At 55.4% G+C, this 25,945-nt stretch carries 27 protein-coding genes and 1 tRNA gene; 5 read left to right on the top strand and 23 right to left on the bottom strand.

Translation table 11 applies throughout. From position 1 onward, the window contains the following. Window positions 1-10: 10 nt before the first annotated feature. Window positions 11-1,144 carry a site-specific integrase gene (locus ACTQ3V_RS04970; RefSeq protein WP_441466544.1) on the top strand — a complete coding sequence of 378 codons (1,134 nt, stop codon included), beginning with the start codon at window positions 11-13 and terminating at the stop codon, window positions 1,142-1,144. Window positions 1,145-1,253: 109 nt separating this feature from the next. On the opposite strand, the gene ACTQ3V_RS04965 is transcribed toward ACTQ3V_RS04970, so the two are convergent. The 4 genes from ACTQ3V_RS04965 to ACTQ3V_RS04950 all read right to left on the bottom strand — a co-directional run bounded on the left by ACTQ3V_RS04965 (window position 1,254) and on the right by ACTQ3V_RS04950 (window position 4,589). Continuing rightward, window positions 1,254-1,329 (bottom strand) — tRNA-Pro (locus ACTQ3V_RS04965). A gap of 202 nt (window positions 1,330-1,531) precedes the next feature. Further along, window positions 1,532-2,539 (bottom strand): M42 family metallopeptidase, encoded by a 1,008-nt coding sequence (locus ACTQ3V_RS04960; RefSeq protein WP_441466543.1) that lies wholly within the window; start codon window positions 2,537-2,539, stop codon window positions 1,532-1,534. After that, on the bottom strand, window positions 2,536-3,558 hold the full coding sequence (locus ACTQ3V_RS04955) for a M42 family metallopeptidase (protein ID WP_441466542.1): 1,023 nt from the start codon (window positions 3,556-3,558) through the stop codon (window positions 2,536-2,538). Before ACTQ3V_RS04955 ends, ACTQ3V_RS04960 begins: the two co-directional genes overlap by 4 nt. Beyond that, a complete protein-coding gene (locus tag ACTQ3V_RS04950; protein WP_441466541.1) occupies window positions 3,555-4,589 on the bottom strand; it encodes a M20/M25/M40 family metallo-hydrolase in 1,035 nt (344 codons plus the stop codon). The genes ACTQ3V_RS04955 and ACTQ3V_RS04950 overlap by 4 nt, the downstream gene beginning before the upstream one ends. A gap of 249 nt (window positions 4,590-4,838) precedes the next feature. On the opposite strand from ACTQ3V_RS04950, the gene ACTQ3V_RS04945 reads away from it, so the two are divergent. Both ACTQ3V_RS04945 and ACTQ3V_RS04940 read left to right on the top strand, forming a co-directional pair. Then, window positions 4,839-5,150: a DUF6442 family protein gene (locus ACTQ3V_RS04945; protein ID WP_441466540.1), complete on the top strand. Its 312-nt coding sequence runs from the start codon at window positions 4,839-4,841 to the stop codon at window positions 5,148-5,150. A 3-nt stretch (window positions 5,151-5,153) separates the two neighbouring features. Next, on the top strand, window positions 5,154-5,363 hold the full coding sequence (locus ACTQ3V_RS04940) for a helix-turn-helix transcriptional regulator (protein ID WP_441466539.1): 210 nt from the start codon (window positions 5,154-5,156) through the stop codon (window positions 5,361-5,363). 77 nt (window positions 5,364-5,440) lie between these two features. Here ACTQ3V_RS04940 and ACTQ3V_RS04935 read toward each other — a convergent pair whose 3' ends face one another. From ACTQ3V_RS04935 to ACTQ3V_RS04850, 18 genes are all read right to left on the bottom strand, one after another. Further along, a complete protein-coding gene (locus ACTQ3V_RS04935; protein WP_441466538.1) occupies window positions 5,441-5,941 on the bottom strand; it encodes a hypothetical protein in 501 nt (166 codons plus the stop codon). Window positions 5,942-5,984: 43 nt separating this feature from the next. Beyond that, window positions 5,985-7,409 carry an Asp-tRNA(Asn)/Glu-tRNA(Gln) amidotransferase subunit GatB gene (gene gatB, locus ACTQ3V_RS04930; protein ID WP_441466537.1) on the bottom strand — a complete coding sequence of 475 codons (1,425 nt, stop codon included), beginning with the start codon at window positions 7,407-7,409 and terminating at the stop codon, window positions 5,985-5,987. Window positions 7,410-7,425: 16 nt separating this feature from the next. Next, window positions 7,426-8,895 carry an Asp-tRNA(Asn)/Glu-tRNA(Gln) amidotransferase subunit GatA gene (gatA, locus tag ACTQ3V_RS04925; protein WP_441466536.1) on the bottom strand — a complete coding sequence of 490 codons (1,470 nt, stop codon included), beginning with the start codon at window positions 8,893-8,895 and terminating at the stop codon, window positions 7,426-7,428. Window positions 8,896-8,909: 14 nt separating this feature from the next. After that, window positions 8,910-9,197, bottom strand: coding sequence for an Asp-tRNA(Asn)/Glu-tRNA(Gln) amidotransferase subunit GatC (gene gatC / locus ACTQ3V_RS04920; RefSeq protein ID WP_297275931.1), 288 nt, complete (start codon window positions 9,195-9,197; stop codon window positions 8,910-8,912). 1 nt (window position 9,198) lies between these two features. Then, window positions 9,199-11,187, bottom strand: coding sequence for an NAD-dependent DNA ligase LigA (gene ligA, locus ACTQ3V_RS04915; RefSeq protein WP_441466535.1), 1,989 nt, complete (start codon window positions 11,185-11,187; stop codon window positions 9,199-9,201). A gap of 65 nt (window positions 11,188-11,252) precedes the next feature. Further along, complete coding sequence (gene yunB, locus ACTQ3V_RS04910; RefSeq protein ID WP_441466534.1) at window positions 11,253-11,945, bottom strand: sporulation protein YunB; 693 nt, start codon at window positions 11,943-11,945, stop codon at window positions 11,253-11,255. An 84-nt stretch (window positions 11,946-12,029) separates the two neighbouring features. Next, the gene (locus ACTQ3V_RS04905; RefSeq protein ID WP_441466533.1) at window positions 12,030-13,964 is read right to left on the bottom strand and encodes a bifunctional 4-hydroxy-3-methylbut-2-enyl diphosphate reductase/30S ribosomal protein S1; all 1,935 of its coding nucleotides are present in this window, start codon (window positions 13,962-13,964) and stop codon (window positions 12,030-12,032) included. Further along, window positions 13,961-14,548 (bottom strand): lysophospholipid acyltransferase family protein, encoded by a 588-nt coding sequence (locus ACTQ3V_RS04900; RefSeq protein ID WP_441466532.1) that lies wholly within the window; start codon window positions 14,546-14,548, stop codon window positions 13,961-13,963. Before ACTQ3V_RS04900 ends, ACTQ3V_RS04905 begins: the two co-directional genes overlap by 4 nt. Continuing rightward, window positions 14,545-15,225, bottom strand: a complete 681-nt coding sequence (gene cmk / locus ACTQ3V_RS04895) for a (d)CMP kinase (protein ID WP_441466531.1) — start codon at window positions 15,223-15,225, stop codon at window positions 14,545-14,547. The genes ACTQ3V_RS04900 and cmk overlap by 4 nt, the downstream gene beginning before the upstream one ends. A 2-nt stretch (window positions 15,226-15,227) precedes the next feature. Next, window positions 15,228-16,457, bottom strand: a complete 1,230-nt coding sequence (locus ACTQ3V_RS04890; RefSeq protein ID WP_441466530.1) for a BaiN/RdsA family NAD(P)/FAD-dependent oxidoreductase — start codon at window positions 16,455-16,457, stop codon at window positions 15,228-15,230. Further along, window positions 16,454-17,323, bottom strand: coding sequence for a MurR/RpiR family transcriptional regulator (locus ACTQ3V_RS04885; RefSeq protein WP_441466529.1), 870 nt, complete (start codon window positions 17,321-17,323; stop codon window positions 16,454-16,456). Before ACTQ3V_RS04885 ends, ACTQ3V_RS04890 begins: the two co-directional genes overlap by 4 nt. Window positions 17,324-17,407: 84 nt before the next feature. Beyond that, the gene (locus ACTQ3V_RS04880; protein WP_441466528.1) at window positions 17,408-18,133 is read right to left on the bottom strand and encodes a pseudouridine synthase; all 726 of its coding nucleotides are present in this window, start codon (window positions 18,131-18,133) and stop codon (window positions 17,408-17,410) included. A 23-nt stretch (window positions 18,134-18,156) separates the two neighbouring features. Further along, window positions 18,157-19,242, bottom strand: coding sequence for a serine hydrolase (locus ACTQ3V_RS04875; RefSeq protein WP_441466527.1), 1,086 nt, complete (start codon window positions 19,240-19,242; stop codon window positions 18,157-18,159). Window positions 19,243-19,314: 72 nt separating this feature from the next. Then, window positions 19,315-19,746 carry a GerW family sporulation protein gene (gene ytfJ, locus ACTQ3V_RS04870; protein WP_441466526.1) on the bottom strand — a complete coding sequence of 144 codons (432 nt, stop codon included), beginning with the start codon at window positions 19,744-19,746 and terminating at the stop codon, window positions 19,315-19,317. Continuing rightward, window positions 19,739-20,389, bottom strand: coding sequence for a DUF2953 domain-containing protein (locus ACTQ3V_RS04865; protein ID WP_441466525.1), 651 nt, complete (start codon window positions 20,387-20,389; stop codon window positions 19,739-19,741). Before ACTQ3V_RS04865 ends, ytfJ begins: the two co-directional genes overlap by 8 nt. Before the next feature lie 7 nt (window positions 20,390-20,396). Continuing rightward, on the bottom strand, window positions 20,397-21,044 hold the full coding sequence (scpB, locus tag ACTQ3V_RS04860) for an SMC-Scp complex subunit ScpB (protein WP_441466524.1): 648 nt from the start codon (window positions 21,042-21,044) through the stop codon (window positions 20,397-20,399). Between the two features lie 6 nt (window positions 21,045-21,050). Further along, window positions 21,051-21,761, bottom strand: a complete 711-nt coding sequence (locus tag ACTQ3V_RS04855) for a segregation and condensation protein A (protein ID WP_441466523.1) — start codon at window positions 21,759-21,761, stop codon at window positions 21,051-21,053. A 12-nt stretch (window positions 21,762-21,773) separates the two neighbouring features. After that, a complete protein-coding gene (locus ACTQ3V_RS04850; protein WP_441466522.1) occupies window positions 21,774-22,430 on the bottom strand; it encodes a site-2 protease family protein in 657 nt (218 codons plus the stop codon). Between the two features lie 397 nt (window positions 22,431-22,827). On the opposite strand from ACTQ3V_RS04850, the gene ACTQ3V_RS04845 reads away from it, so the two are divergent. Both ACTQ3V_RS04845 and ACTQ3V_RS04840 read left to right on the top strand, forming a co-directional pair. After that, window positions 22,828-23,910, top strand: a complete 1,083-nt coding sequence (locus ACTQ3V_RS04845) for a sensor histidine kinase (protein ID WP_441466521.1) — start codon at window positions 22,828-22,830, stop codon at window positions 23,908-23,910. Next, a complete protein-coding gene (locus tag ACTQ3V_RS04840) occupies window positions 23,907-24,614 on the top strand; it encodes a response regulator (protein ID WP_441466520.1) in 708 nt (235 codons plus the stop codon). The genes ACTQ3V_RS04845 and ACTQ3V_RS04840 overlap by 4 nt, the downstream gene beginning before the upstream one ends. A 242-nt stretch (window positions 24,615-24,856) precedes the next feature. Here ACTQ3V_RS04840 and ACTQ3V_RS04835 read toward each other — a convergent pair whose 3' ends face one another. Next, window positions 24,857-25,924 carry an FkbM family methyltransferase gene (locus ACTQ3V_RS04835; protein WP_441466519.1) on the bottom strand — a complete coding sequence of 356 codons (1,068 nt, stop codon included), beginning with the start codon at window positions 25,922-25,924 and terminating at the stop codon, window positions 24,857-24,859. Window positions 25,925-25,945: the final 21 nt, after the last annotated feature.

Raw genomic sequence — 25,945 nt, 5'->3', positions numbered from 1 at the left:
AGGACGTGTCATGAAATGCAGAAAGTGTAAAGCGGAAATCCCGAATGATAGCAAATTCTGTATGATGTGCGGCGCAAAACAAAGCACAAAACAGAGAACGAAAGGGCGTGGAAACGGGCAAGGAAGTGTTTATCAGTTGCCAAATAAGACGTGGATTGCTATTAAAACGATAGGATATAAAGCGGGTGCGGATGGTAAAGCACATCGGATTACCAGATCAAAATCAGGATTTAAGACGAAAAGAGAAGCGGTAGAATACCTCCCACTCTTAACTGCATCGAAAAGAGAAAAGGCGATTACGTTTCAACAATTGTATGAAACATGGTTTCCAACGCATCAGGCAAGCAAGTCTACACGAGATTGCTATGCTGCGGCTATGAAGTATTACGAACCACTATGGTATACAAAGATACAAGAAATAACCGTTGATGATCTGCAAGAGTGTATAGATGATTGCCCAAAAGGAAAACGGACAAGAGAGAATATGAAAACGCTTTGCGGTTTACTGTACAAGTACGCCATACCGCGAAATCTTGCAGAACTAAACATGGGAGAATATATAAAGGCTCGCGGTGGAGAACATGGGAAAAAGGATGGACTTCCAATTGAAGCCGTGGAAGCGATTGCAAATTATGTAGGTAAAGTAAAAGGCGCAGACTATGTACTCTGCCAATGCTATCTTGGGTTCCGACCATCTGAATTTCTTGCACTGGATGCAAAGAACTATAACAGAAAAGAACGCGCTTTTGTCGGCGGCGCAAAGACGGATGCTGGTCGGGATAGAATTGTGACAATCTCCCCTAAAATACAGCCGATAGTAGATCGACTTGTAAAAAACAAAATTTCTGGTCCGGTGTTTTGCGCAAAGGACGGTGCGAAGATGGGCATTGCTGCCTACCGTTCGATGTTCTATGATGTTCTGGAAAAGTGCGGCATAGAAAATCCAACCATAGAAAAAGATGGAGACAAAAGAAAAAAGTATACCCCGCACAGTTGTCGCCACACGTTTGCTACGTTGATGAAGCGTGTCGATGGTTCAGATAAGGACAAACTGGAATTGATGGGACACACCAGCACAGAAATGTTGCGGCACTATCAGGACACGCCATTTGAGGACTTGCGGCGTATCACAGATGCACTTTAGACATTAGTAATAGATTAGCAATAGCACACTTTTTAGCAAACCTTTTTAAAAATTAAACAAAAGAAAAAGTACCTAAATTCGATTAAAAACTCGAATTTAGGTACTTTTTTGGTCCGAGTGACAGGACTTGAACCTGCGGCCTCTTGACCCCCAGTCAAGCACGCTACCAGCTGCGCCACACCCGGATAGATTCATTGAAACAAATCTTGCTAAAATAGAATAACAAATTTGACAGCGATTGTCAAGGAAAAACTATAAAAAAGCTGATATTCTCAGGCAAATGTCCAATGTGCTTACGCTCCTTTTCCTATTGGCAGATAGAATGTTACGGCTGTAGACCGGCCGGGACACAATATCTTCTGCATCCCGCCCGGCTTTCCGCTGTCTTTATGCTTCCTGTGTTCCAAAGCTCACCGCAAAGCGCCCAAGCAGCTTTGCCGCGTCCTCGACATCGCTTACCGCACACATCTCGCTCGGAGAATGGATATAGCGCGTCGGGATGGATACCGCGCCTACCTGTACACCTGCGCGTGTCTTTTGCAGCGCCGCCGTATCCGTGCCGCCGAACTGCAAGATCTCGCGCTGCGTGGTGACGCCGCAGTCCACCGCCGCCCGTTCCAGTGCCGCGCACACCGTCGGGGTGCAGATGACCGAGCGATCCATCACCTTGACCGCCGGGCCTTTGCCCATATCGACCGCCATTGGCGTTTTTCGTTCGGGCAGATCGCCCGTATCGGTCACATCTACCGCAATAGCGACATCCGGCTGCACGGCGAACGCCGCCGTGCCTGCTCCGCGCAGGCCGACTTCCTCCTGCACCGTGAACACAAAGTAGAGGTCATTATCCGTCTCCCCTATCTGCTCCATCGTGCGCAGCAGCGTCACGCAGCCGATGCGGTTGTCCAGATACGGGCCGCACAGCACGCCGTTCTGCTCAAAGCGCGATGCTTCAAACACGGCAAAATCGCCTACCTGCACCTGCTTTTCCGCATCCGCGTGATCCTTGGCACCAATGTCAATGAACAAATTGTCCAGTGTTAAATCCTTAAACGGCGTTTTTTCCTCGTAGGAGATGATGCCGCGCGTACCGTTTGCAAAGCGCACCGTGATATTGATGAGGTCGCCCTTGAACAAACCGCCGACCTGCGAAAAGCGAATAAACCCCTTCTCATCGATATAGGTCGCTACCACGCCGATAGAATCCATATGCGCAGCCAACAGCACCTTTTTGCCCGTTCCCTTCTTGCGACAGATGAGGTTGCCCAGCGCGTCGGTCGTCACGTCGTCAATATATTCGCCTGCGATGGACGCAATCGTCTCGCGCACGGCATCCTCGCGGCCGGATGGGCCAAACGCGCCTCCGACCTCGTTCCATAAATCAAAAACCTTGCTCATTCGGTTTCTCCTCCCAGTTCCTCCAGAAATGCGTGCGCAGCCTGCAAAACCGCCTCGCAGTCGCACAGCGCCGCCACGCTCGACGGCGAATGGATATAGCGCACAGGCGCGGCTACAGCGCACACGCGCACGCCAGCCCGGCTCTTATGAATACGTCCTGCGTCCGTGCCACCGGAGATGCGCGTCTTGGTCTGCCATGGGATGCCGCGCCGGATACAGGCATCGCGCAGCAGTTCAAACAGCGCTGCGTCATAAATCGTCGCGCCATCCATGAACGGGATAACCGCGCCGCCGCGCACGCGGCAAACTGCCTTGCCATCCCTCACCTCGGCTAAATCAGCCGCAGTTGTGCCCTCGATCACAAGCGCAAATCCCGGGTCGATGGCATAGGCCATGCTCGCTGCGCCGCGCAGGCCTGTCTCCTCCTGCACGGTAAAGCAGAACCAAGCATCCACCGGCGGCTGCTCCTCAAGCAGCGTCAGCAACGCCGCGCAGCCGATGCGGTCGTCAATCGCCTTGGCCTTGATAAGTCCGTCGCCAAACAATACAACATCCGAATCGAACACACCGTAATCGCCCAGCGACACCTTATCTTCGGCTGCCGCACGGCTGGTTGCGCCAATGTCGATATATAAATCCCTGGTTTTGGGCATGGTGCGGCGCTCTGCCGCGGTTGTCAAATGCACCGCCTTGATGCCGATGACGCCGCGCGTATCACCAAACCGCACGCCCTTGCCGATTACGACGCGCGGGTCAACGCCGCCGACAAAGCCGAATTTGAGCATACCGTCCTCGGTGATTTTTTTGATGATTACGCCGACCTCGTCCATATGCGCGCACACAGCGACCGGCCGTTCAAGCGATTTTTTACCCTTACGGAACACCATGACGTTTCCGATGGCATCCGTGCGGATTTCATCTGCGAAAGGCTTTGCCTTTTTGAGTACAAACTCGCGCACCACATCCTCGCAGCCGGATGGACCGGGCAGCGCGCACAGCGTTTTGAGCAGCTCGGTCATGCTTCCACCTCCCCGTCAAAATCGCACAAAAACCGATATATCAATTCTGCCACGTCCTCCGCATCGGACGTTTTGATTACCTCGACCGGCGTGTGCATGTATTTCTCCGGGATGGATAGCAGCGCGGTGGCAATGCCGTGCGCCACAATCTGCATGGTCCACGCATTCGTGCCCGTATTGCCTTCCATCACCTCAAGCGAATAGTCGATATCATTGGCTTTCGCGGTTTTGATAAGACGCTGAGTCAGGCCACGATGCAGGTTCGGACCCATACCGATGGCGGGGCCGCTGCCCAGTTCGAATACGCCATCCGACGGGCCATCCGGTGTTTTGCCATGCGTCACATCCACCGCAATCGCATATTCCGGCTGCACCGCAAACGCGCCGGTCTGCGCGCCGAGTCCGGTGACTTCTTCCTGCGCGCTGATGAGCACCGCGATGTTGCAGCGACGCTTTTTGTATTTTTTCAGTTTTTCCAGCGCAAGCAGAATCGCGGCCACGCCCGCTCGGTCATCCAGACATTTGCTGCAAACCTGCCCGCTGAGCAGTTTCACCGGCTGCTGGGCAAACACAATCGGCGTGCCAATACGGATTTTCTCCTTGGCGTTTTCCAGTCCGGTGTCAATCAGCATTTGGTCCACCGGCACAGCCTTATCCTGTTCACCCGCTTTCAGCAAGTGCGGCGGCATACAGCTGACCACACCGTACAAAGGCTCGTCCGCCAGAATGGTCACTTCAGTTGCCAGCAGCATGCGCGGGTCAACGCCGCCGACCGGCGCAAAGCGCAAAAATCCGCCGTCCAATACCTCGGTAACGACAAAGCCAATCTGGTCGAGGTGCGCGTCGAGCAGTACGGTTTTGGCGTGCTTGCGTCCGCAGCCCTTGTATCCCAGCACATTTCCGTTTTGGTCGACTTCAACTGTATCGCACAGCGGACGCAGCAGCGCGGCCACCGCCTGCGCCGCCTGTTCTTCAAACCCACTCACCGCCGGCAGCGCGCACAGCGTTTGCAGGGTTTTCTCTATCTGCAAGGAACATTCCTCCTTTTTCTAATTTGGAAACGAGCAGTTATACGCCCGTAGATTTTATTATACCCGTTTCCCCTGCTGGAAACAATACACCAGCCGTCACGATAAACAAATTTTGCGTATGTTTTCCGCTTCCGCACATTTTGTCAAGAAAACTTTGCAATCCCTCTTGACAAGTTTACTTGTCATGTTATACTGAATATGCCAAGAACACTTGGCGCAACGGTAGATAGAGACAAAGAGGTGCTCTTTATGAACAAAGAAGAAATCCTGGCAAAAAGCCGCAGAGAACGGCTGGACGAAGGCAAAAAAAATGCAGAAGACCAAGGCAGACAAATTGGCATTATCGCATTCATCATCGTTCTGATTTTTCTCTTCATTTTCAACATGTGTACCAATCGGTCAAACGACGCGCTGGCCGCAGTCTTTTGGGCATATGTTGCAGCAGAAGCCTATCCCCGCTATCGGTTCAGTAAAGATAAATCTCTATTGGTGACTACCATTGCAGGCGGTGTTCTTTCCATTGCCAACCTTATCACCTATGTAATCGGCGTGCTGGGGTGAGCAATGGATGACAAACTGATTCTGTGCAACCGTCTGAAAGAAGCGCGCGGCGAGAAAAATCTGTCGCAGGCACAGCTGGCCGAACTGGTCGGCGTGTCACGCAACACGATTAGCTCCATCGAAACCGGGCAGTTCAACCCGACCACCAAGCTCGCGCTTATCCTGTGCATCGCGCTGGATAAGAAGTTTGAGGACTTATTCTATTTTGAATGAAAAATGCAAAAAGGATGCTGCGTTTGCAGCATCCTTTTTTCGTTTCAGCCAAACCATCGGCATAACTTATACATCTGTCAGGTATCCAGCTCACAGCAATACAACGTGTTGGTATCGGTATCATAAAGCCCCACGGTAAAATTGAAGGAGGCTCTGTTCAGAATATCTGCGCCGGTTGCCTTGTCCTGCTCCACTTGCCGATCAATCAAACGATAATATCCGTTTGCAATCTCAGGCACTAAGGCTTTACCTTCCTCATCGGTTAAAAACGGTCCAACACTGCTTGTTTCATCAGATACCCCATACACCAACGTCTGAGCGGTTTTGTCCAACGGAAACGGTTTCCACGCATCGTCTGCCTGAATCTGTTTGACCATCTCGTTGCCGTCAAAATGCAGTTCAACGTAGGCAGTGCCATCGCCGTTGCCGCTATGTGTGTCCATGCTGGACATCGTGCTGCCAGTAGAAGCATCCACCCCAAGTGCTTCCGAAACCATGGCCTGTGGGTTCTTCGAACCGCAGGCAGTCAACGAAAAGACGAAAACAAGAACAATCCCTATCCAACCTAATTTTTTCACAGCAAGCACCTCCGCTTGTCACGTGAGCGCATTGAAAAACAACTTACAGCTTGGCCAACTCCTGCGCAATCAGCTTATTAATGATCTGCGGGTTGCCCTGGCCCTTGGACGCCTTCATGCACTGACCCACAAGGAAACCGGTGACGTTCTTACCTGCCTTGAAGTCCGCAACGGCCTTTTCATTCTTGGCAATCACTTCCTGTACGATGGCAAGGATTGCACCCTCGTCGGACACCTGCTTGAGACCCATGCGCTCCACAATTGACTCAACCGTCTCATCCGTCTCGAACATGCTCGGCAGCACCTTTTTACCTGCCGCGCCCGAAATCGTGCCTGCTTCAATGAGTTTAACCAAATCGACCAGCTTATCTGCGGTCAGCTTGGTGTCCGGCAGTTCCACGCCCTTGTCGTTGAGGTACTTGGAAATATCGGATAGAATCCAGTTTGCCGCCGCCTTGGGCTTGACCTGCTTTGCCGCTGCGTCGAGCAGTTCCGCCTTAGCAAAGCTGTCCGAAATCAGACGCGCCTCCATCGCAGTCATGCCGTACTCGTAAAGATAGCGCTCGTAGCGCGAAATGGGCAGCTCAGGGATTTCGCTCTCAATCTGCTGCATCCACTCATCCGAGATCTCGACCGCAATCAGGTCCGGATCGGGGAAATAACGGTAGTCCTGCGCGTCCTCCTTGGTACGCATGACCGTGTTCTTAAGCTTCACGTCATCCCAGCGACGGGTCTCCTGCTGGATTTCTCCGCCGTTCTCGACCACCTCAATCTGGCGGGCGATCTCATAGTCAATCGCGCGCACCGCGCCCGAGAAGGTGTTGATATTCTTCATTTCGACGCGGGTACCGAACTCTTCCGAGCCTTCCGGCCGGATGGAGACGTTCACGTCGCAACGAATCGAACCTTCCTCCATCTTGCAGTCGCAGATATCGAGGTAGGACAGCGTAGTCTTAATCATTTCGAGGAATTCCTTTGCTTCCGCCGAGGAATGTAGGTCGGGCTTGGTGACCATCTCAATCAGCGGCACACCGCAGCGATTGAAGTCGACGACCGTGCCGTCGATCTCGTCATGCAGCAGCTTGCCCGCGTCCTCCTCGAAGTGGATACGCTCGAGACGGCAGGACTTCTTCTCGCCGTCAACATAGAAGAATACCTCGCCGTTTTCGCAAATCGGTACATCGAACTGCGAAATCTGATACGCCTTGGGCAGGTCGGGATAAAAGTAGTTTTTACGGTCAGCTTTGCACAGCTGATTGACCGTGCAGCCGGTCGCCTTGCCCATCTTGGCCGCATAGTGTACCACCTGCTTGTTCAGTACGGGCAGCGCGCCCGGCATACCGGTGCAGACCGGGCAGGTGTGGGTATTGATCGGTGCGCCAAACGAGGTCGAGCACGAGCAATAAATCTTGCTCTTGGTGGACAGCTCCGCATGCACCTCAAGGCCGATGACAGCTTGATATTTCATTTGTCTATTCCTCCCCTTACAGTGCCGCGATGATGTTCTTAAGGCCGGATGCCTGCTCGAATGCAAGGCCCGCGTCAAGCAGCTTCTGCTCACCAAAGCGCGGCCCGATGAGCTGCATACCAATCGGCATCTTGTCCGCGTCAAAGCCGCAAGGCTGTACCAGCCCCGGCAAGCCCGCGATATTGACCGATACTGTGCAGATATCGCCCGCATACATCTCCAGCGGATTGGTGGTCTTGGAGCCCATTTCATACGCTGTGGTGGGGGCAACCGGCGTCAGAATGACATCGCACTTCTCAAACGCATTTGCAAACTCCTCGCGGATTTTGCGCTGCGCTGCGCGCGCCTTCTTGTAATATGCGTCGTAATAGCCGGAGGATAGCACATAGGTGCCCAGCATGATGCGGCGCTGCACCTCTGCACCAAAACCCTCCGACCGGCTCTTCGTGTAGAGTGCAATCAGATCGTCGCCCGCGTTCGGGGTGCGATAGCCGTACTTGACGCCGTCAAAGCGCGCCAGATTAGACGAGGCCTCAGCCGACGACAGGATGTAGTACACCGGCAGCGCGTATTCGACCAGCGGCAGCGAAATCTCAAACACCTCTGCGCCGAGGTTTTTGTAGGTCTCGGCAGCGGCGAGTACGCTCTCACGCACTGCGTCCGAAATGCCCGCGCCGAAATACTCCTTGGGCAGGCCAATCTTCATGCCCTTGATATCGGCATTGAGGTTTGCACGGGTCGAGCCTTCAAACGGGGTCTTGACCGAGGTCGAGTCGTGCATCGGGTCATGGCCGGTGATCGCGTCGAGCAGCATCGCCACATCCTCTACCGAGCGGCCAAACGGGCCGATCTGATCGAGCGAAGACGCGAATGCGATCAGGCCGTAACGAGATACCGCGCCATAAGTCGGCTTGAGCCCGACCACGCCGCAGAAGGATGCCGGCTGACGAATCGAGCCGCCGGTGTCCGAGCCGAGTGCCAGCGGAACCTCGCCCGCCGCAACGACTGCCGCCGAGCCGCCGGACGATCCACCCGGTACGCGGCTTAAGCCGTGCGGGTTGTGGGTCGGGTGCGCGGCCGAGTTTTCGCAGGAGGAACCCATCGCAAACTCATCCATATTCGCCTTACCCGTCATGACCACATCGTTTGCAGCCAATTTCTCAATCACCGTCGCGTTATACGGCGGCTTAAAGTTATACAGCATCTTGGATGCGCAGGTGGTCAACGTCCCCTTGGTGCAGATGTTGTCCTTGACGGCAACCGGGATACCCGCCAGCGCGGACAGCGTTTCGCCTGCGGCGCGCTTCTTGTCCACCTCAGCCGCCTGCGCGAGCGCGGACTCCTCTGCGACTGTCACATAGCCTTGCACCTTGTCCTCAACCGCCTTTGTGCGGGCGAAAACATCCTGTGCCAGCTCCACCGCGGAAATTTCTTTATCGGCGAGCATTTTGGAAAGCTCTGCCGCTGTTTTCTCAAAAAGTGCCATTGCTTCTGTCCCCCTTATTCTACCACGCGCGGCACGGCTACGCCGCCCGCCTGAAAGTCCGGCGCGTTCGGCTCGATAAGCTCATCAGGCGTATACTCCTGCACAACCACATCCTCATGAAAGGCATTCTTGCGCTCGGTGTTGATAACATCCGTGATATCGCCAAGGTCCAGCTCCGCGAGCTTGTCCACCATGCCGACGATGCCCTGCATGTCGTCTGCAAGACGGTCAAAAATGCCGCCCGTCGAGTCCAGACGTGCAAGGGATGCGATGTGCTCAATTTCTTTTCTGGAAATTGCCATGTCAAAGTTCCTCCTGCTGTATCATATTTTTAAATTCTTCCTCTGTTAAGACCGGAATACCAAGCTCCGCCGCCTTTTGCAGCTTGCTGCCCGCGTTTTCTCCGGCTACCACATAGCTTGTTTTCTTGGATACCGACCCGGCCGCCTTGCCGCCGAGCGACTCAATAAGGTCGTTAATCTCTTTGCGGGTGTAAAGTGTCAGGCTGCCGGTAGCGACAACCGTCTTTCCTGCAAGCAGATCGCTCTTAGCCGTCTTTTCACCGGTAAAATTCACGCCCGCCGCGCGCAGCTTTTCAATGAGTTCTTTCGATTGATCGAGTGCGCGCCATGCTGCAATACTTTCCGCTGTGGTCTGGCCGATATCTCGGATTTCGGTCATTTCCTCGACCGACGCCGCAAGCAGCGCATCCAGACTACCGAAATGGTTGCTGAGAATTTTTCCTGCTTTCTGTCCGACGTGCCGAATGCCGAACGCAAACAACAGCCGGGACAGGTCGCGCGTTTTGCTTGCCTCGATGCCGCGCAGCAGATTGTTCGCCCAGGTGTCCACCTTTTTGCCAAGCGGCAGCAGCTGTTCCACCGTCAGGTTGTACAAATCGGCAGCAGACTTCACCAACCCTGCGTCAATCAGTTTTTGCAGGTTGCCTTCGCCGCAGCCGTCAATGTCCATCGCGTCGCGCGAGGCAAAGTGCATCAAATTGCGCAGCAGCTGCGCAGGACACGCCGCACCCGTGCAGCGGATAGCTGCTTCCTCCTCGTCCTCAAACACCGGCGCGCCGCATACCGGACAAAACTTCGGCATTTCATACGGCTGCGCGTCCACAGACCGCTTGTCCAGCGCCACTCCGATAATTTCCGGGATGATCTCGCCCGCCTTGCGCACCGAAACCGTGTCCCCTACCCGCACATCCAGTTGGCGGATGAAGTCCCGATTATGCAGCGTCGCGCGCGACACAGTCGTACCCGCCAGCCGCACCGGCTCGAGCACCGCATTGGGCGTTAAAACGCCCGTACGCCCGACTGAAATGATGATATCTTTGAGTAGCGTCTGCTTCACCTCGGGCGGATACTTGTACGCCGCCGCCCAACGCGGGAACTTGGCCGTCGAGCCAAGCGTCTGCCGCTGCGCAAACGAATTGACCTTGACGACCGCGCCGTCGATGTCGAAATCCAGCTCGCCGCGCGTCTCGCCCATATTCTGAATTTCGCATTGTACGTCCGTGGGGTCGGTATAGACCGGATAGCGCGGACTGACCGGAAAGCCGAGCGATTTCAAGAAATCCAGCGAATCGGTGTGACTGGTCAGCGGCAGCTCGTCCACGTTCTGGATATTAAAGCAGAAAATAGACAGTTTTCGCTGCTTGGTGATTTTGCTGTCCTTTTGCCGCAGCGAACCCGCCGCCGCATTGCGCGGATTGGCAAGCAGCGGTTTTTCGTGCAGCTCCAACTCTTTATTGAGCGCGTCGAACACCGACTTCTTCATATAGACCTCGCCGCGCACAATCAAATGCGGCGGCGCGTTTTCCAGCTTCTGTGGAATCTCCTTTATCGTCTTGAGGTTGGCGGTCACGTCCTCGCCGACCTGTCCATCACCGCGCGTCGCGCCACGCACAAATTCGCCATCGACATATTCCAGTGCAACCGAAAGGCCGTCGATTTTATACTCAACCACATATTCCGCCTGCCCGACCGCGCCTTCCACGCGGCCGTAAAACTCAGAAAGCTCATCAAAGGAAAAAACATCCTGCAAGCTTTCCAGCGGATAGGCATGCGTCACTTTGGCGAACCGACCGGACGCCGTGCCGCCGACTCGCTGCGTCGGAGAATCCGCATCCGAGTATTCCGGATGCGCAGTCTCCAAAGCGCGCAGCTCACGCTGCATCATATCATATTCGTAATCCGAAATCTCCGGTGCATCTTCATTATAATATTTTTCATTGTGATACCGCAGTTTTTCCCGCAATGCGGTAATTTGCCCGAGGGCATCCATGCAAACACCCCTTCACATCCCAATACAGAATATAGTATACCAAATTTCCGCCCCATTCGGAAGTATTATTTTCCGTTTTCCGACGAATTATCATAATCGCTGATTTCACCGAGAAGGCCGGATCCCAGATCGTCAATATAAGTATACCGCTCGGGCACGGTGCCGACGATCACGGTGTCGGTGACCGGATAGCTGGTGACGATCTCGCGATCCTCGCCTCCCATCGGCGTCAGGATACGAAAGCCCGCATGGATTTCAATAATGATGTTGTGCCGCGTCTGGTTGATACCGGCTGAGGAAAAGGCGCTGACAAACTCAGCCTCCATCTGGGTCAGGCCCGCCATGCCGATGTCCACCGACGGCCCCATGCCGGTGAAGTAATTGGGAGCAAATACCGTGCCGAGCGGCACCTCGACCGTCGTCTGCTCCAAATCCTCCAGCCGCTCAAACAGACCGTTGACCAGCCGCGCCTTAATCTGCCCAATGGCAATCACATCCGTGCGCAGCGCAGTGACGTGATTTTCGCTATCCCGTTCCAAAATCACCATATTTTCATAAGTCTCCGGGTCGGAAAAGACCTCCTCCTGCATCAAGTTGTTTATTTCCTGAATCGCGCTGTCCTCACAGACGTTGGTGGCGTATTCCATGAAAATCTGCCGCATCCGCACGGTCGCCATGATGCCAGTGGTAGCCAGCACAGCCAACAGCAGCATCAGCCGCAAGCCTTTTCCTTTTCCGCGATACCTGCGCCGCCGCATACTTCCGCCCCCTCCGGGACAGTATACGCGATGCAGATACAAAAAAGAAGCACCCGTTTGGGGTGCTTCTTTGCAACTTCCGAATTACTCCTCGTCGCCATACTCGTCGCCGACCAGCAGCGCACGGATGGAGAGAGAAACCTTCTTCTTCTCATCGTTGATGTCGATGATCTTGGCCTCAACCTGCTGGCCAACCTCGAGCTCATCCTCGGGCTTGGCAATGCGGTGATCCGCGATCTGGGAGATATGAATCAGGCCATCCACGCCCGGCACGATCTCAGCGAATGCGCCGAACGGCATGAACTTGAGAATCTTAACCTCAGCCACATCGCCCACGCCGTACTTGGACTTGAACACGTTCCACGGATTCTCTTCCTCACGCTTGTAACCGAGGGAGATCTTCTTATTTTCCTTATCCAGACCGATCACAAACACCTTGACCTTGTCACCGACATTGACAACCTCGGACGGGTGCTTGATGCGGCCCCAGGACAGCTCGGAAATGTGAACCATACCGTCCACACCGCCGATATCAACAAACGCGCCGTAGGAGGTCAGGCTCTTGACAGTGCCCTCGTACTCGTTGCCCACTTCGATAGTGCCCCAAATCTTTTCGGCAGCAGCCTTGCGGGCCTCCTGCTGGATCTGGCGGATAGAGCCAACTACGCGCTTGCGCTGACGGTTGATCTCGGTGATATAGAAGGACTGCTTGGTCTTTACCAGCTGGCTCATCGGCTGATCCTTCGGCACGCCGGTCTGGCTGGCCGGAATAAAGACGCGTACGCCAAATGCCGTGGCAACCACACCACCGCGGTTCTCCTCCATAATGGTGCCTTCCACAACCGTATGTTCTTCATATGCCTTCTCAATGGTCTCCCAACCCTTGAGCTGATCCACGCGCTTCTTAGACAGGGTGACCGTACCCTCGCCGTCGTTGACGCGAACAACAACCGCCTCAATCTCATCACCCGGATGGATATTGGCAGCTACGTCATAGTTCGGATCATCCGACAGCTCGCTTACCGGAATATACGCAGTGTGCTTGACGCCAAGATCGACCTGTACATCGGTCGTGGACACTGCGACAACGGTACCGGTGACTTTCTCTCCTGTATTTAAAGTTTTGAAGGACTCCTCGAGCATTGCGGCAAAGTCCTCGCCATTTTCGATTTTCGTTTCTTCGCTCATCATGTTACTGACCTCCTTAATTATCCATGCCGGTGTCGATGCCCCCGCTGTGATCCCGACGCGCCCATCCCGGCAGAGCTCCTGCGTTGTAAGCTCCGCGGCGTCCTCGATATAAAGCACATTGCTGCACAGCGACCGACTGATTTCATACAGCCGCTTTGTGTTGGAACTTTTCTTGTCGCCGATCACAACCATTTGATCCGACGCACCGGCAAGCAGACGAGCCTCCGACTGACGCTCATCCGTCGCTTTACATATTGTATCAAAAATTTTGAGGTTTGTACACCTTTTTTTTATCAGACCGACGGAAATATTCCATATTGCTCGATTGACAGTGGTTTGCGCGACCACGGCAAGCGGTCTGTCAACCATCTCCGCCTGCGCAGTGAACGCCTGTGCCTGCTCTTCTCCCTCCAGCACAACCGACTCGCCGCACCAGCCCTGTATTCCCACAACCTCGGGATGCCCCGCGCTGCCCAGAATAACAATCAGGCGGCCGTCCTGGCTTTCCCGGTCGACAATGCGATGAATTTTCTGTACAAACGGGCAGGTTGCGTCGAAAACTTCGCATTTTTTTGCCGCAAGGGTATCATAAACCGTGCGCGGTACGCCATGCGCGCGGATGAGCACCTTGGCCCCATCCGGAATCTCCTCCAGTGTTTGCGCAGTACGCACGCCGCGCTCTTCCAGCCGTCGAATCTCGTGCATGTTATGAATAATTTCACCGTAAGCGTAAATGACGCCGTTTTCCCCGGCCTGCTGTTCGGCCAAATCGACCGCACGGCGCACACCGAAGCAGAATCCTGCGGTTTTTGCAACTGTTACACTCATACGTTTTCCTTCAGCGCGTAAATACGGTGCAGAATATCATCCGCAATCACGCCGTAATCCTTTTCTTTTGTATCCGGAAGAAAGGGCTTACCGATAACGACGGTCGCTTTGCATCGAAATCCCTTGTTTTCCGTGATATACATGGGCAGAATCGGCGCGCGTGTCTTGACCGCCAACATTGCCGCGCCTTTTTTAGTCTCGCCTTCGCCTGCGCCGCGTGTGCCCTGTGGAAAAATAATCAGCTTGCGACCTTCGCGTACCGTGCCCAATGCGGTTTTAATGGCGGTAATGTCCGCGCCCTCACGGTCAATCGGGAACGCGCCCAACGCCGCAATCAGCCACGCAAACAACTTATTGCCCTGAAACAGTTCCTTTTTCGCCATCAAGCGCAGCGGCGTCTTGTGTCCCAGTGCAACGGCCGCAAACGGCGGATCAGATAATTGCACATGATTGGGACAAACCACGCAGCCGCCCTTGGGGATGTTTTCGCGACCGATCACCTTGTATCCAAAATAAATATGAAAGCCCAGCGCCACAAAAGGCACCACAAACCATTGAAACCATCGGTGGAATTTGAGTTTCATGAATCTTCCTCCGTTTTTTCCTGAATTATGCGCAGCACCGCCTGAATGCTCTGTTCGAGCGTGATATTGCTCGTATCGAGCAGCACCGCATCCTCCGCCTGTCTGAGCGGAGCGACCGCGCGCGTCATATCCTGATGGTCGCGCTGACGAATATCGCGCAACACCTCGTCCAGCGTAACCTGCTGCCCTTTTTCGCGCAGCTCGAGATAGCGCCTTTGAGCGCGCGCCTCGGCCGAAGCCGTCAGGAAAATCTTGACCGGCGCATCCGGCAGGATAACCGTGCCGATATCTCGCCCATCCATGAGGATATTGCTGTTTTTCGCCATATTCCGCTGGGTATCGAGCAAAAACTGCCGCACTTCGGGCACTGCCGACACCTTGGAGGCATATTTTGCAATTTCAGGCGTGCGAATAGCCTCGGACACATCTTGGCCGCACAGCAGAATATGCTGTGCACCGCCCTGATACGTAAGCGAGAGCGTGATTTCGGGTAAAAGCGAAACAATGCCCGCCGTATCGTCCCCGGAAATGCCCTTGCGGCACACTGCAAGACCAATGGCACGGTACATCGCCCCCGTGTCCACATATACATAGCCCAGCTGCGCCGCTACCGCGCGCGCGATCGTCGATTTACCCGCGCCCGACGGCCCGTCGATGGCAACCGAAATATAACCCAACGCTATTCCTCCTCCCGCGCAGCGCAAAGCCCGGCCAGACGGCCGGTCGACCACGCGATTTGCAAATTAAAACCGCCTGTATAGGCGTCTACGTCCAGCACCTCGCCCGCAAAATACAGACCGGCGCATTTTTTCGACTCCATTGTTTTCGGGCTGACCTCTCGCACGCTGATGCCGCCCGTTGTCACGATTGCCTCGGCAATCGGGCGCTTGCCCGACACCACCACCCGAAAATGCTTGAGTGTGTGCAAAAGTGAGGCGCGCTGCGCCCTAGTGATACTGTTTACCTTGGCATGCGGGTCGATTTCGGACAACCGTACCACCACAGGAATCATCTTGCGCGGCAGCAAATCGCCCAACGCATTGATGAAATCGCTGTTTTTGTGCTTATTGAAATCGCTGAGCAGACGCTTGTCCAGCATTTTCTCGTCCAGCGCGGGCTTGAGGTCGATCTCGATATGATACCCCTTGCTGCCGAAATGCCGCATATGTGCGGACGCGGACAGAATCAGCGGCCCGGACAGGCCGAAATGCGTAAACAGCATCTCTCCAAACTCGGAAAAAATCTTTTTGTTGTTCTCGAACACCGTTACCTGTACATTGCGCAGGCTAAGCCCCATCATCTCACGGCAGATTTCTCCCGCCTCGACCAGCGGCACCAGTGAGGGATTCGGCGGCACGACCGTGTGCCCGGCCTCCCGCGCAAAGCGGTAGCCGTCGCCGGTCGAGCCGGTTTGCGGATAAGACGCACCGCCGGTCGCCACAATCACGCGCTCGCCCGCGTAAGTCTTGCCGCCCGCGCGCACGCCGATGACCCGTCCGTCCTGTAATTCCAGTTTTTCTACTGTTTTCTGTATAATTGTAACACCCAAACGTTTGATCCATGTGAAAAGTGCGTCAATAATATCCGCAGACTTGTCCGAAACCGGAAAAACGCGGTTGCCGCGCTCGGTTTTGAGCGGCACACCGTGCGCCTGAAAGAAAGCCATTACGTCCGCGGGCGAAAAGCAATCCAGCGCAGAATACAAAAAACGCGGATTGACCGGCACGTTTTGCAAAACCGTCTGCGCATCGCAGTCATTGCATACATTGCAGCGGCCCTTGCCGGTAATGAACAGCTTGCGGCCGACCTTTTCATTCGTCTCAAACAGCGTCACACGCGCGCCGTTTTCCGCTGCCGTACCCGCAGCCATCAGCCCTGCCGCGCCGCCGCCGACTACAAGAATATTCAATTCGTCTCGTCCTCCGGCTTTTCGTAAACGTCGTATTCCTCCCAAATGCGCTCGAGCTTGTTGAAGGTCTGCTCGATTTCATCACGCCGGCTCATGCCGACGGCCACAATCAGCGCATTGATCACCGAGAGCGGCGCCACCAATGAATCTACAAAACTTGCCATATCACTGCGCGCGAGCAGCAAATGATCGGCCACGCGCGCCAGCGGAGACAGACGCGAATCGGTCAGCGCGATGACACGCGCGCCGCGATCACGCGCATACTGCATGGCGCTGAGCGTGCGCTTGGAGTAGCGCGGGAAGCTGACGCCGAGCACCACATCGCCCGGTGCGACGCGCAGCACCTGCTCAAAAATTTCACTGACGCTATTGGTATGTACAAGCGTTACGTTTTCAAATAAAAGGTTAAAATAAAATCCAACAAAATTAGACAGCGCGCTCGAAGAGCGCACGCCGAGTATATAAATCCGTTTCGCCCCAATCAGCGCATCCACCGCGCCCTGAAAGGCGTCCCGGTCGATTTCGTCCAGTGTCTGCCGAATCATGTCCATATCCGCGTGCAGCACAGTCTGTAGCACATCGCGCCCGCCCATACGGTCGCTTGAAACCTCCATGCGCTGTACCGAGGTCAGCTTGTTTCGGATCATCTCCTGCAGGGCGCGCTGCAAATGCGGATAGCCGTCGTAGCCCAGTTCAGTTGCAAACCGCACCACGGTCGATTCGCTCACACCGACGGTCGCACCCAAACGGCTGGCCGTCATAAAGGCGGCTTTGTCATAATGCTCAAGAATGAAGCGCGCAATCTGCTTCTGTCCCTTGGAAAAGCCGGACAGTTCGCTCTGGATTTTATTGATCAGGTCGTTCATGGTTTCTCTCCCTTGGTATGCAAAACCTGCATTTTGCCGTTTCTATTTTAAGCGGTTGCCGCGCAAAATGCAAGAAGTTTTGCATCAATCCTGCAAATTTGCAGTAATTTCCTGCAAGTAGGCCAGCTCATCCGCAGTCAGATCACGCCACGCACCCGATTTCAAATGCGTATCCAGCGCCAGCTTTCCGACCGCCACGCGCTTGAGTCGGCGCACTTCCAGCCCGCATTGCTCGCACATTTTACGGATTTGACGGTTGCGGCCCTCATGGATGGTCAGGCGCAGCTTGGCGCTTTGCTCGTCTTTTTCTAAAATGACGATCTCCGCCGGACGGATTGCATATCCGTCAATCGTCATTGGCTCTGCAAGACGCGGGATATTCTCCAGCCTGCCGCGCACACGCACCTCGTAATGCTTATCTACTTCATGCCGCGGATGGGTCAGCGCATGCACCAGTTCACCGTCATTGGTCAGCAGCAGCAAGCCTTCCGAGTTATAGTCCAGCCTCCCGACCGGCACCACGCGCGCGCCGCAGTCCCGCACCAAATCGCCCACCGTCTTGCGACCGCGTTCATCGCTTAGCGTCGTCACATAACCGCGCGGCTTGTACAGCATCAGATAGCGTTTTTCCTCAGCCATGCCGATCGGCTTGCCGTCCACCTGAATTTTGTCGCGCCGCAAATCCGCGCGGTCGCCCAGCGACGCCGCATGACCATTGACCAGCACGCGGCCCTCCAAAATCCAACGCTCCGCCTCACGGCGTGAGCACATGCCCGCCTGCGCGAGCAGCTTTTGCAGTCTCTCTTCCACTTGTTGTCCTCCATCCTATTCTGTCAATCATCACCAAACAGACGGTCCCATATCCGTTCTGTGATGCTCTTTTCCTCGGGTGGCAGCAGCACCGCCCCGCCGTATGCCAGCGCATCATCGGCCAGCACCATCCCGTCCAGACGGTATTCAATCCGCCCCGCGGACGCACTTTGCACCACCGGCGCATAGCAAATCCGCTCACCGTACCGCACGGTCTGGATGCGCTCCTGCTCGCCGGGCAGAAGCATTGCAGTCACGGTATTGCGCGCGACCAGCGGCACGGTATCCGCATTGCCGCCGAACACCTGCTGCTGCATGATCTGCTCTCCCGCTTGATGCAGCGTTACCTGCTCATACTGCGCAAAGCCCTGATCGAGCAATGCCATGTGGTCGTTCCAGTCATCCGGGTCGTTGAGCGTCACCACAATCACCGTGCGGCCGTTTTTCTCCGCTGCGGACACCAGACAGCGCCCCGCGGCCTTGGTATAACCGGTTTTCACACCAATTGCGCCTTCATACATGCTCAGCAGACGGTTATGATTGGTGAAGGTGCGCTGTCCCACCGTGTAACTCTCGGTCGATACAATCTGCCGGAACACAGGGTCGCGCAGCGCCTCGGCCGTGATGACGGCAAGCTCGCGCGCGGTAGTATAGTGCGTATCACTCGGCAGACCGTTCGGGTTATCAAAATGGGTGTTGGTCAGCCCGAGATCCACCGCCTTGTCGTTCATTTTCTGTATAAATGCTTCCAGCCCGCCACATTCGCCCGCAATTGCCACCGCAGCGTCATTGCCCGATTCCAGCATCAGGCCATACAGCGTATCGCGCAGGGTGAGCGTTTCGCCCTCCTGCAAGTACATCGACGAGCCTTCCACCTGCGTATATTCCTTGCGGACCTTGTATTCTCGGTCGAGGTCGCCCTCCCCGAGCGCCACGAGCGCCGTCATGATTTTGGTTGTGGATGCCATCGGCAGACAGGCATCCGCATTCTGCTCCAGCAGCACTTCACCTGTGTCCGCGTCGATTACGATGGCTGCCTTTGCACTGATTGCGCCCGCAACGGGCAGACAAAGCACACAGCACAACAGGCCGCACAGTAGCTTCTTCACGTTCGCATCTCTCCCTACATAACAAAACCTACTCAGCATATCTGTGAGTAGGTTTTGCGGAGAAGCGCGGCCTTATTCGTCGGTTTCCGGCCCGGGCTGCTGACTGGGCTGTGCCTTTCCCTTGTAGCCCTCCACAAAGCTGGAAACCTTGTTAATCGCACCCGGAATCATTTCCACCAAACGGTCGACTGTTGTGGATGCCTGCGCGTTGACGCCCAAAATATTGGCGCTGCCGTCGGGTGCGATAATCAGAAAGCATACGGGCGAAACGGTCACGCCCGCGCCGCCGCCGCCGCCAAAGGCCAGCGACGCGCCGGACGGCAGATGCTTGGGGGCAAAATCGCTGCCGCCGGAGGCAAAGCCAAAGGTCACCTTGGACACCGGAATCACCGTCGTGCCATCCGGCGTGGTGATTGGTGTGCCAATGATCGTATTTACGTCCACCATTTCCTTTATCTTGGCCATGGTTTCCGTCATCAGATTGCTGATGGGATGCTCACTCATGTGTTATCGCCTCTTCTTTCTTTATCATTCGTTTGTATATCCGGTACAGTTCCCCGCTGTGCCGCAGCAGGCACCAAAGCACCCGCAACGGTCGCAGCGAGCCGAACACAGTAAACGCCCATTCGGTGTGGTCGGCTTCAAAATCCGCATCCACATCCACATGATAATCTTTCATATCAAAAGTATTCTCCAAAAACGGGACAATCATGCCGGTCAGCGCCGCGGACTCTCCAAGCAAAATGCCGGTTTTGGCGGCGTCGTCCGTCCCGATAACCACACGCACCCGCAAGCGGCTGATTTGCACCGTATCGGTCAAATCGCTGTGCAGTCGGCGCGTGAAATCCGCCAGTTCCCCGATATCCAGCTCCTCCCGATTGATGGAATACCGGTACTTTTTCTTTTTCCGTTTTTTTTGCGGTTTGTTCCCGTCCTCCTGTTGTTCGGATGAGGGCTGCTCCTTTTTTCGTCGAGGCGGCGGCCAAACCGGAATCCGCACCGGGCCGTAGCGCACCTCCGCGCTCACTTCCCCGTTCACTCCGACCACATCTATGCCGGTTCGCACACACAGCAACAACAGAATCAGCAGCAGCACAAGCAGCGCAAGCCCCAATACTGCCGCCAGTATCACGAGTAGTACCGACATGCACGCTTCACTCCGTTTCCTGCGGTGCGTCCGGCGGCAAGGCATCCTCCCTATCTGGCGGCTGCGTCGTCGGCGGTGCCAGTGTGATGCGTTCCGCAGGCGGCTGTTCAGCAGCCCCGTCCAGTTCTATCTCCAGCTGCTCGTTTTCCTCCAGCGCGGGCAGCGCGGGCAGCTCCTCCAAGCCGCTCAGCCCGAAGGTGCGCAAGAACGCCTCGGTTGTGCGGAACAGCATCGGGCGTCCCGGCACATCCAGACGGCCCGCCTCCTCAATCAGCCCTTTTTCCAAAAGACCGGCCACCGTGCCGCCTGAATCCACGCCGCGCAGCTGGTCGATAAACGCACGGGGGACCGGCTGACGGTATGCCACGATGGTCAACACTTCCAGCGCCGCAGCAGACAGCGACGGCGGTTTGCGCGACTCAGTCACGCGGCGCGCCGCCTCCGCATAGAGCGGACGCGAGCAAAGCTGCAGCTTGTCCTCCAGACGCAACAGCATAATACCGCGATTTTCAAAATCATACAGATTTTCCAGCGCGGCGGCCGCATCCAGCAGCGCATCGCGCGAAGTTTCCAGCGCGGCGACGAGCCGGTCTACCGGCACCGCGTCGCCCGCGGCAAACAGCACAGCCTCCAGCCCGGCCTCCAGTTGGGTCATCGCACGTTACTCTCCTTTATCGTCTATCAGCGTCAGTTCCATATCCTCGCCATCTCCTTCCAGCCGGATGCGCCGGTTCTTGGACAGCTCCAAAACCGCAAGAAAGGTCGCCACAATCTCCGAGCGGCTTGTCGCATCATCAAACAGACGACGAAACGGCAGCCGGACATGGTGCAAAAAGCGTTTGAGAATAGAGGTGATCCGTCCCTCAACCGGCACGGGCTCGCGCCCGACGATGCCGGAAAACGCGCTGGCCGGCGGCGGCACGCGCCGCTGCGCCCGTCGCAGCATGTTGTTGGCTGCCCGGATAAGGTCGGTGATTGACTGACGGTACTCTCTGGGCGCATCGCCCAGCAGTTCCGGCGGCTTGACAAAAATATCACGGCCCATTTCGCCTTTTTCCCGGAAGAAGGACGCCGTTTCCTTGATGCGCTGGTACTCCAGCAGCATTTCCACCAGACTGGTGCGCGGGTCCTCCTCTTCCTCCTCCTCATGGCGGGGCAGCAGCATTTTGGATTTGATATATACCAACTGCGCTGCCATCGCCACAAAATCGCCCGCGACATCCAAGTCCATTGCCTCGGCCGCATGCAGCACTTCCATGTATTGGTCAAGAATCTCCGCAATCGGGATATCATAGATGCTGACCTTATTTTTTGCAATCAGGTGCAGCAGCAGGTCAAGCGGGCCGTCAAAATTCTCCAAATGAAATTCCATGCCGCATGACCCTTACAAAAACAGGCTGACAAGCTGCAATGCCAGATGCAGGATACGCATGCCAACCCAGCTCATAATCCCGTCCAGCCAGCCGCGCCACAGCGCCAGAATGAACACCAGCAGAATGATACTCTGATATCTCTGCAGCTTGAGCGACCACGAAAAAGGCAAAAACGCATCCAGAACGCGCGAACCGTCCAGCGGATGCACCGGAATCAGGTTGAACACACCCAAACCGACCGACATGCTCGCCACAATTGACAAAAACATGCCCACCGTCTGCATAAAGGCGCTTGTGCCGTATATCCACACCGGCACATACAGACAATAGGCAATAAATGCCGTGACAAAATTGGATACGGGACCGGCCAGCGCGGTCAGCGCCATACCCCAGCGCCGGTTTTTGAAATTGGAAATATTGACCGGCACGGGCCGCGCCCAACCAAATCCGAAAAGCAGCAAGCACAAAAAACCAAGCGGGTCGATATGTGCCGTCGGGGATAGTGTAATCCGGCCCGAATCATGCGCGGTGCGGTCGCCCAACAAATACGCCGCACCGCCGTGCGCCGCCTCGTGTACAGACAGGCATAGCACAATCGCGGGAAGCGACAGCGCCAACGTAATGAACGCGGACTGCAAATCCCCGCTTAGCAAAGCTCTCCAAAGCAAACCAAAATACCTCCTGTGGAAGCGCAGGCCCGCCGGTACTGCAAGCCGGCACTCCAGTTTACCCGTTTTAGCCGGTTTTTAACGCACCCCGGCCTGTATATGTTTGAAATTATATCACGCTTACAGGAAATTGTCACCTCTTTCTTTGTTTATGCTACTGTACACAAGAAAAGAGGCGTGATAGAACAACCAGTGCTTAGATGGTTCGGTCATCGCATCTGCCCTGTTCTGCCGCCGCCGCAGCAAGCCCATGCTGTTAAGTTTTCGATAAGGTAAGTCGTTTTACCGTTCAGATTTCGTCAAGTTCTTAACAGCTTTTTAACGGGTTTTCTGATATACTTATAGTTGGATTAGAATAGACTTTTGATATTTTCGACCATATCGAAGGAGCGTTTTCATGCGCCAAACACAAAACAAAGCTGCGCTTTTTCCGTTCACCTTTCGGGACTTTTTCATCTTTATCGGTATTTTTGCCTGCGCGGTCGAGCTGTGCATCCTGCTGCGTATGGCAGACAGCAGCGACGGTTTCGCCTCGCCCGTATTCGTGCTCGCCGTTCTGCTGATTTCTCGCTTCACCAACGGCTATCTGTTCGGCACGCTTGCCGCCATCCTCGGCGTCATCGGCGTCAACTATATTTTTACTTATCCTTACTGGGCATTTGATTTCACCCTTGCCGGCTATCCGCTCACCTTCCTGACCATGTTCGGCGTATCGATTATCACCTGCACCATGACCACCAAGATCAAGCAGCAGGAACGCCTGCGCGTTGAGGGCGAAAAGGAAAAAATGCGGGCCAATTTGCTCCGCTCGGTATCGCATGATATCCGCACACCGCTAACCTCGATTGTCGGCGCGACCTCCGCCCTGTTGGAGACCGAAGGCCTGTCCGAGGAAGAGCAGCGCGCCTTGTTAGAGGAGGCGCGCGACGAAGCGCAGTGGCTCATTCGTGTGATGGAAAATCTGCTTTCCATCACGCGCATGGGTGATGCACAAACCCAACTGGCCAAAGTTCCGGAGGCTGCTGAAGAAATTCTGGGAGAAGCAGCACGCAAATTCCGCAAACGCTTTCCGGAGATACAGGTCGCAGTATCCGCGCCGGACGAGCTGCTGCTCGTGCCGATGGATGCCATCCTCATCGAGCAAGTGCTCTCCAACCTGCTGGAAAACGCCGCCATACACGGCCAAACTGTCACGCAAATCCAGCTTTCGGTGCAGCGAGAGCAAGCATATGCCCGCTTTGCCGCACAGGATAACGGCTGCGGCATCCCGCCTAAAGAGCTGCCGCGCCTGTTTGATGGCACACTTAAACACGGCGAAACCCCTTCCGGCGACGGCAAGCGCAACATGGGAATCGGACTTTCGGTCTGCATGGCCATTGTCCGGGCGCATGGCGGCACTATGGAAGCGAAGAATTTATCCCGCGGTGCAGAATTTTCATTCCGGCTGCCGCTATCTGAAAAGGAGTCTCCGTCATTATGAATATTCGTGAAAAAATACTGATAGTCGAGGATGAAAAGAGCATCGCGCATTTCATTTCCACCATCCTTACCTCAAACGGATACGAAACCATTCAGGCGCGCACCGGAAATGAAGCCATGACCATGATCTCCTCCCATTGTCCCGATCTGGTGATTCTCGATCTTGGCCTGCCGGATATGGACGGCATGGAGGTACTCCGCAGTCTGCGCTCATGGTCGAGCCTGCCGGTCGTGGTGGTATCCGCGCGTTCACACGAGCACGACAAGGTGGCCGCGCTCGACCTCGGGGCCGACGACTACCTGACCAAGCCTTTTGGAACCGCGGAGCTGCTGGCCCGCGTGCGCACCGCTATCCGCCATACCCGCACCATCTCTTCCAGCAGCGAAATCGCCCAGCGCGGCACCTACACGGTCGGCGAACTGACCATCGACTATAACAAGCATCAGGTGCTGGTACGCGGTGAAAACGTCCATCTGACGCTCAGTGAATTTCGTATTGTCGCACTGCTCGGCAAGTACGCAGGCAAAGTGCTGACCTACGACTATATCATCAAAGAGCTATGGGGGCCGCGCGCAGGCCGGGACAACCAGATACTGCGCGTCAACATGGCCAACATCCGCCGCAAAATCGAAAAAAATCCCGCCGAGCCGGAATACCTGTTCACTGAAGTGGGCGTTGGTTACCGGATGGCGGAAAATGAATGAGTCCGGAAAGCAAACGAAAGGCGAGCCCGTGTGGGTTCGCCTTTTTCAGATTGCACGGAAAATCAGATGCGGGTTGGTATCGCCGAACGAACCAAGGTTCATCTTGGTGCAGCCCCACAGCTTTTTGATGGCACCGGATGCCGCCATAAAGTCGTTACACTCCTGTTCTTCACACTCGCATAGCTCCTTCACAGAGCACCGTGTTTTTTTATATCGCCTGTCCCCCGCAATTTCCAGTATTTTTATGGACAGACCGCATACACATTGGTGTCCCATGCGGGTACATACGGATGATGCCGCAAATACAGCCGATAGTCCGGACAGAGCGCATGGATATGTAGCGGCAGTTGGAAAAAGTCCTCGCTTTTGTGATAGGATGCAATATTCAGTTTGGGCCGATACTGCCGTATGGTTTGCGCCGCGCCTGCAATCGCCTCGCGCTCCGCACCCTCAACATCCATTTTCAAATAGGTGCAAGGGGCGCCGTCCAGCACGCTGTCCACCGCGCGCATTTGGGTTTCCCTGCCCTGCTTTGTCACCCGCGACTGCCGCCCCGCTTGGTCGGAAAAGCAAAGCACCGTGTCGCTTGACCACGCGCCCGCCTGCTCGCACCGGACAAGGCCGGACAACCCTTCGGCATAGGCGGTCAGCTTGCGAAAGCTGCGACGATCCGGCTCCAGCGCGGTAATGGACGCAAACGCGCCGTCCGTATGGTGCAGCAGCTCACGGATGGTGTCGCCCGTATACGCGCCCAAATCGACAAAATGCTCCTCGTGTGTAGGCCGCAGGATGTTGTCAAACGCCTCGTCCTTGTCAGTCTCGCTGGCGCGCAGATAACGCAGCCGGCCGGACAGCTTAAACCGCACGGTATCGAGGAACACGCGCCGCGACCGCTCATCCGCGAGCAAATCAAACGCCTGCTGCATCTCCGTCTGATAGGTCCGGACAAATTCCTCATCAAACACCGCGCCCGGTACCACCGGCACATCGGGCGCAAACACATCAAACCGCGCGTCGAGCGCATACATCTTTTCGAGCACCTCTGGCCGCTGACTGGCAAACGCGATCACAATCACAATATCCTCACCGAACTGCTCCAGAACTTCGGACAACTTCTGCACTCGAAAACCATGAAAGCTATGCCCACGCACGAATTCATCGCTGGCAAATACACCCGATGCGCAAATACCATATGCGTCAAACCGTGCAAGGATTTTATCCGCGCCGTCACCCATACCATATAAGATGATTGGGCGTTTTTCCTCACGCAAAACCTGCCAAACCGAGCGTTTCAGTGACAAAAACTCCATATTCTTCTCCCCTTTTCCGTG

This window comes from Candidatus Agathobaculum pullicola, from assembly GCF_052117205.1.
GTDB classification, from domain to species: Bacteria; Bacillota; Clostridia; order Oscillospirales; family Butyricicoccaceae; genus Agathobaculum; species Agathobaculum pullicola.
This window is presented reverse-complemented; position numbering and strand designations above follow the sequence as displayed.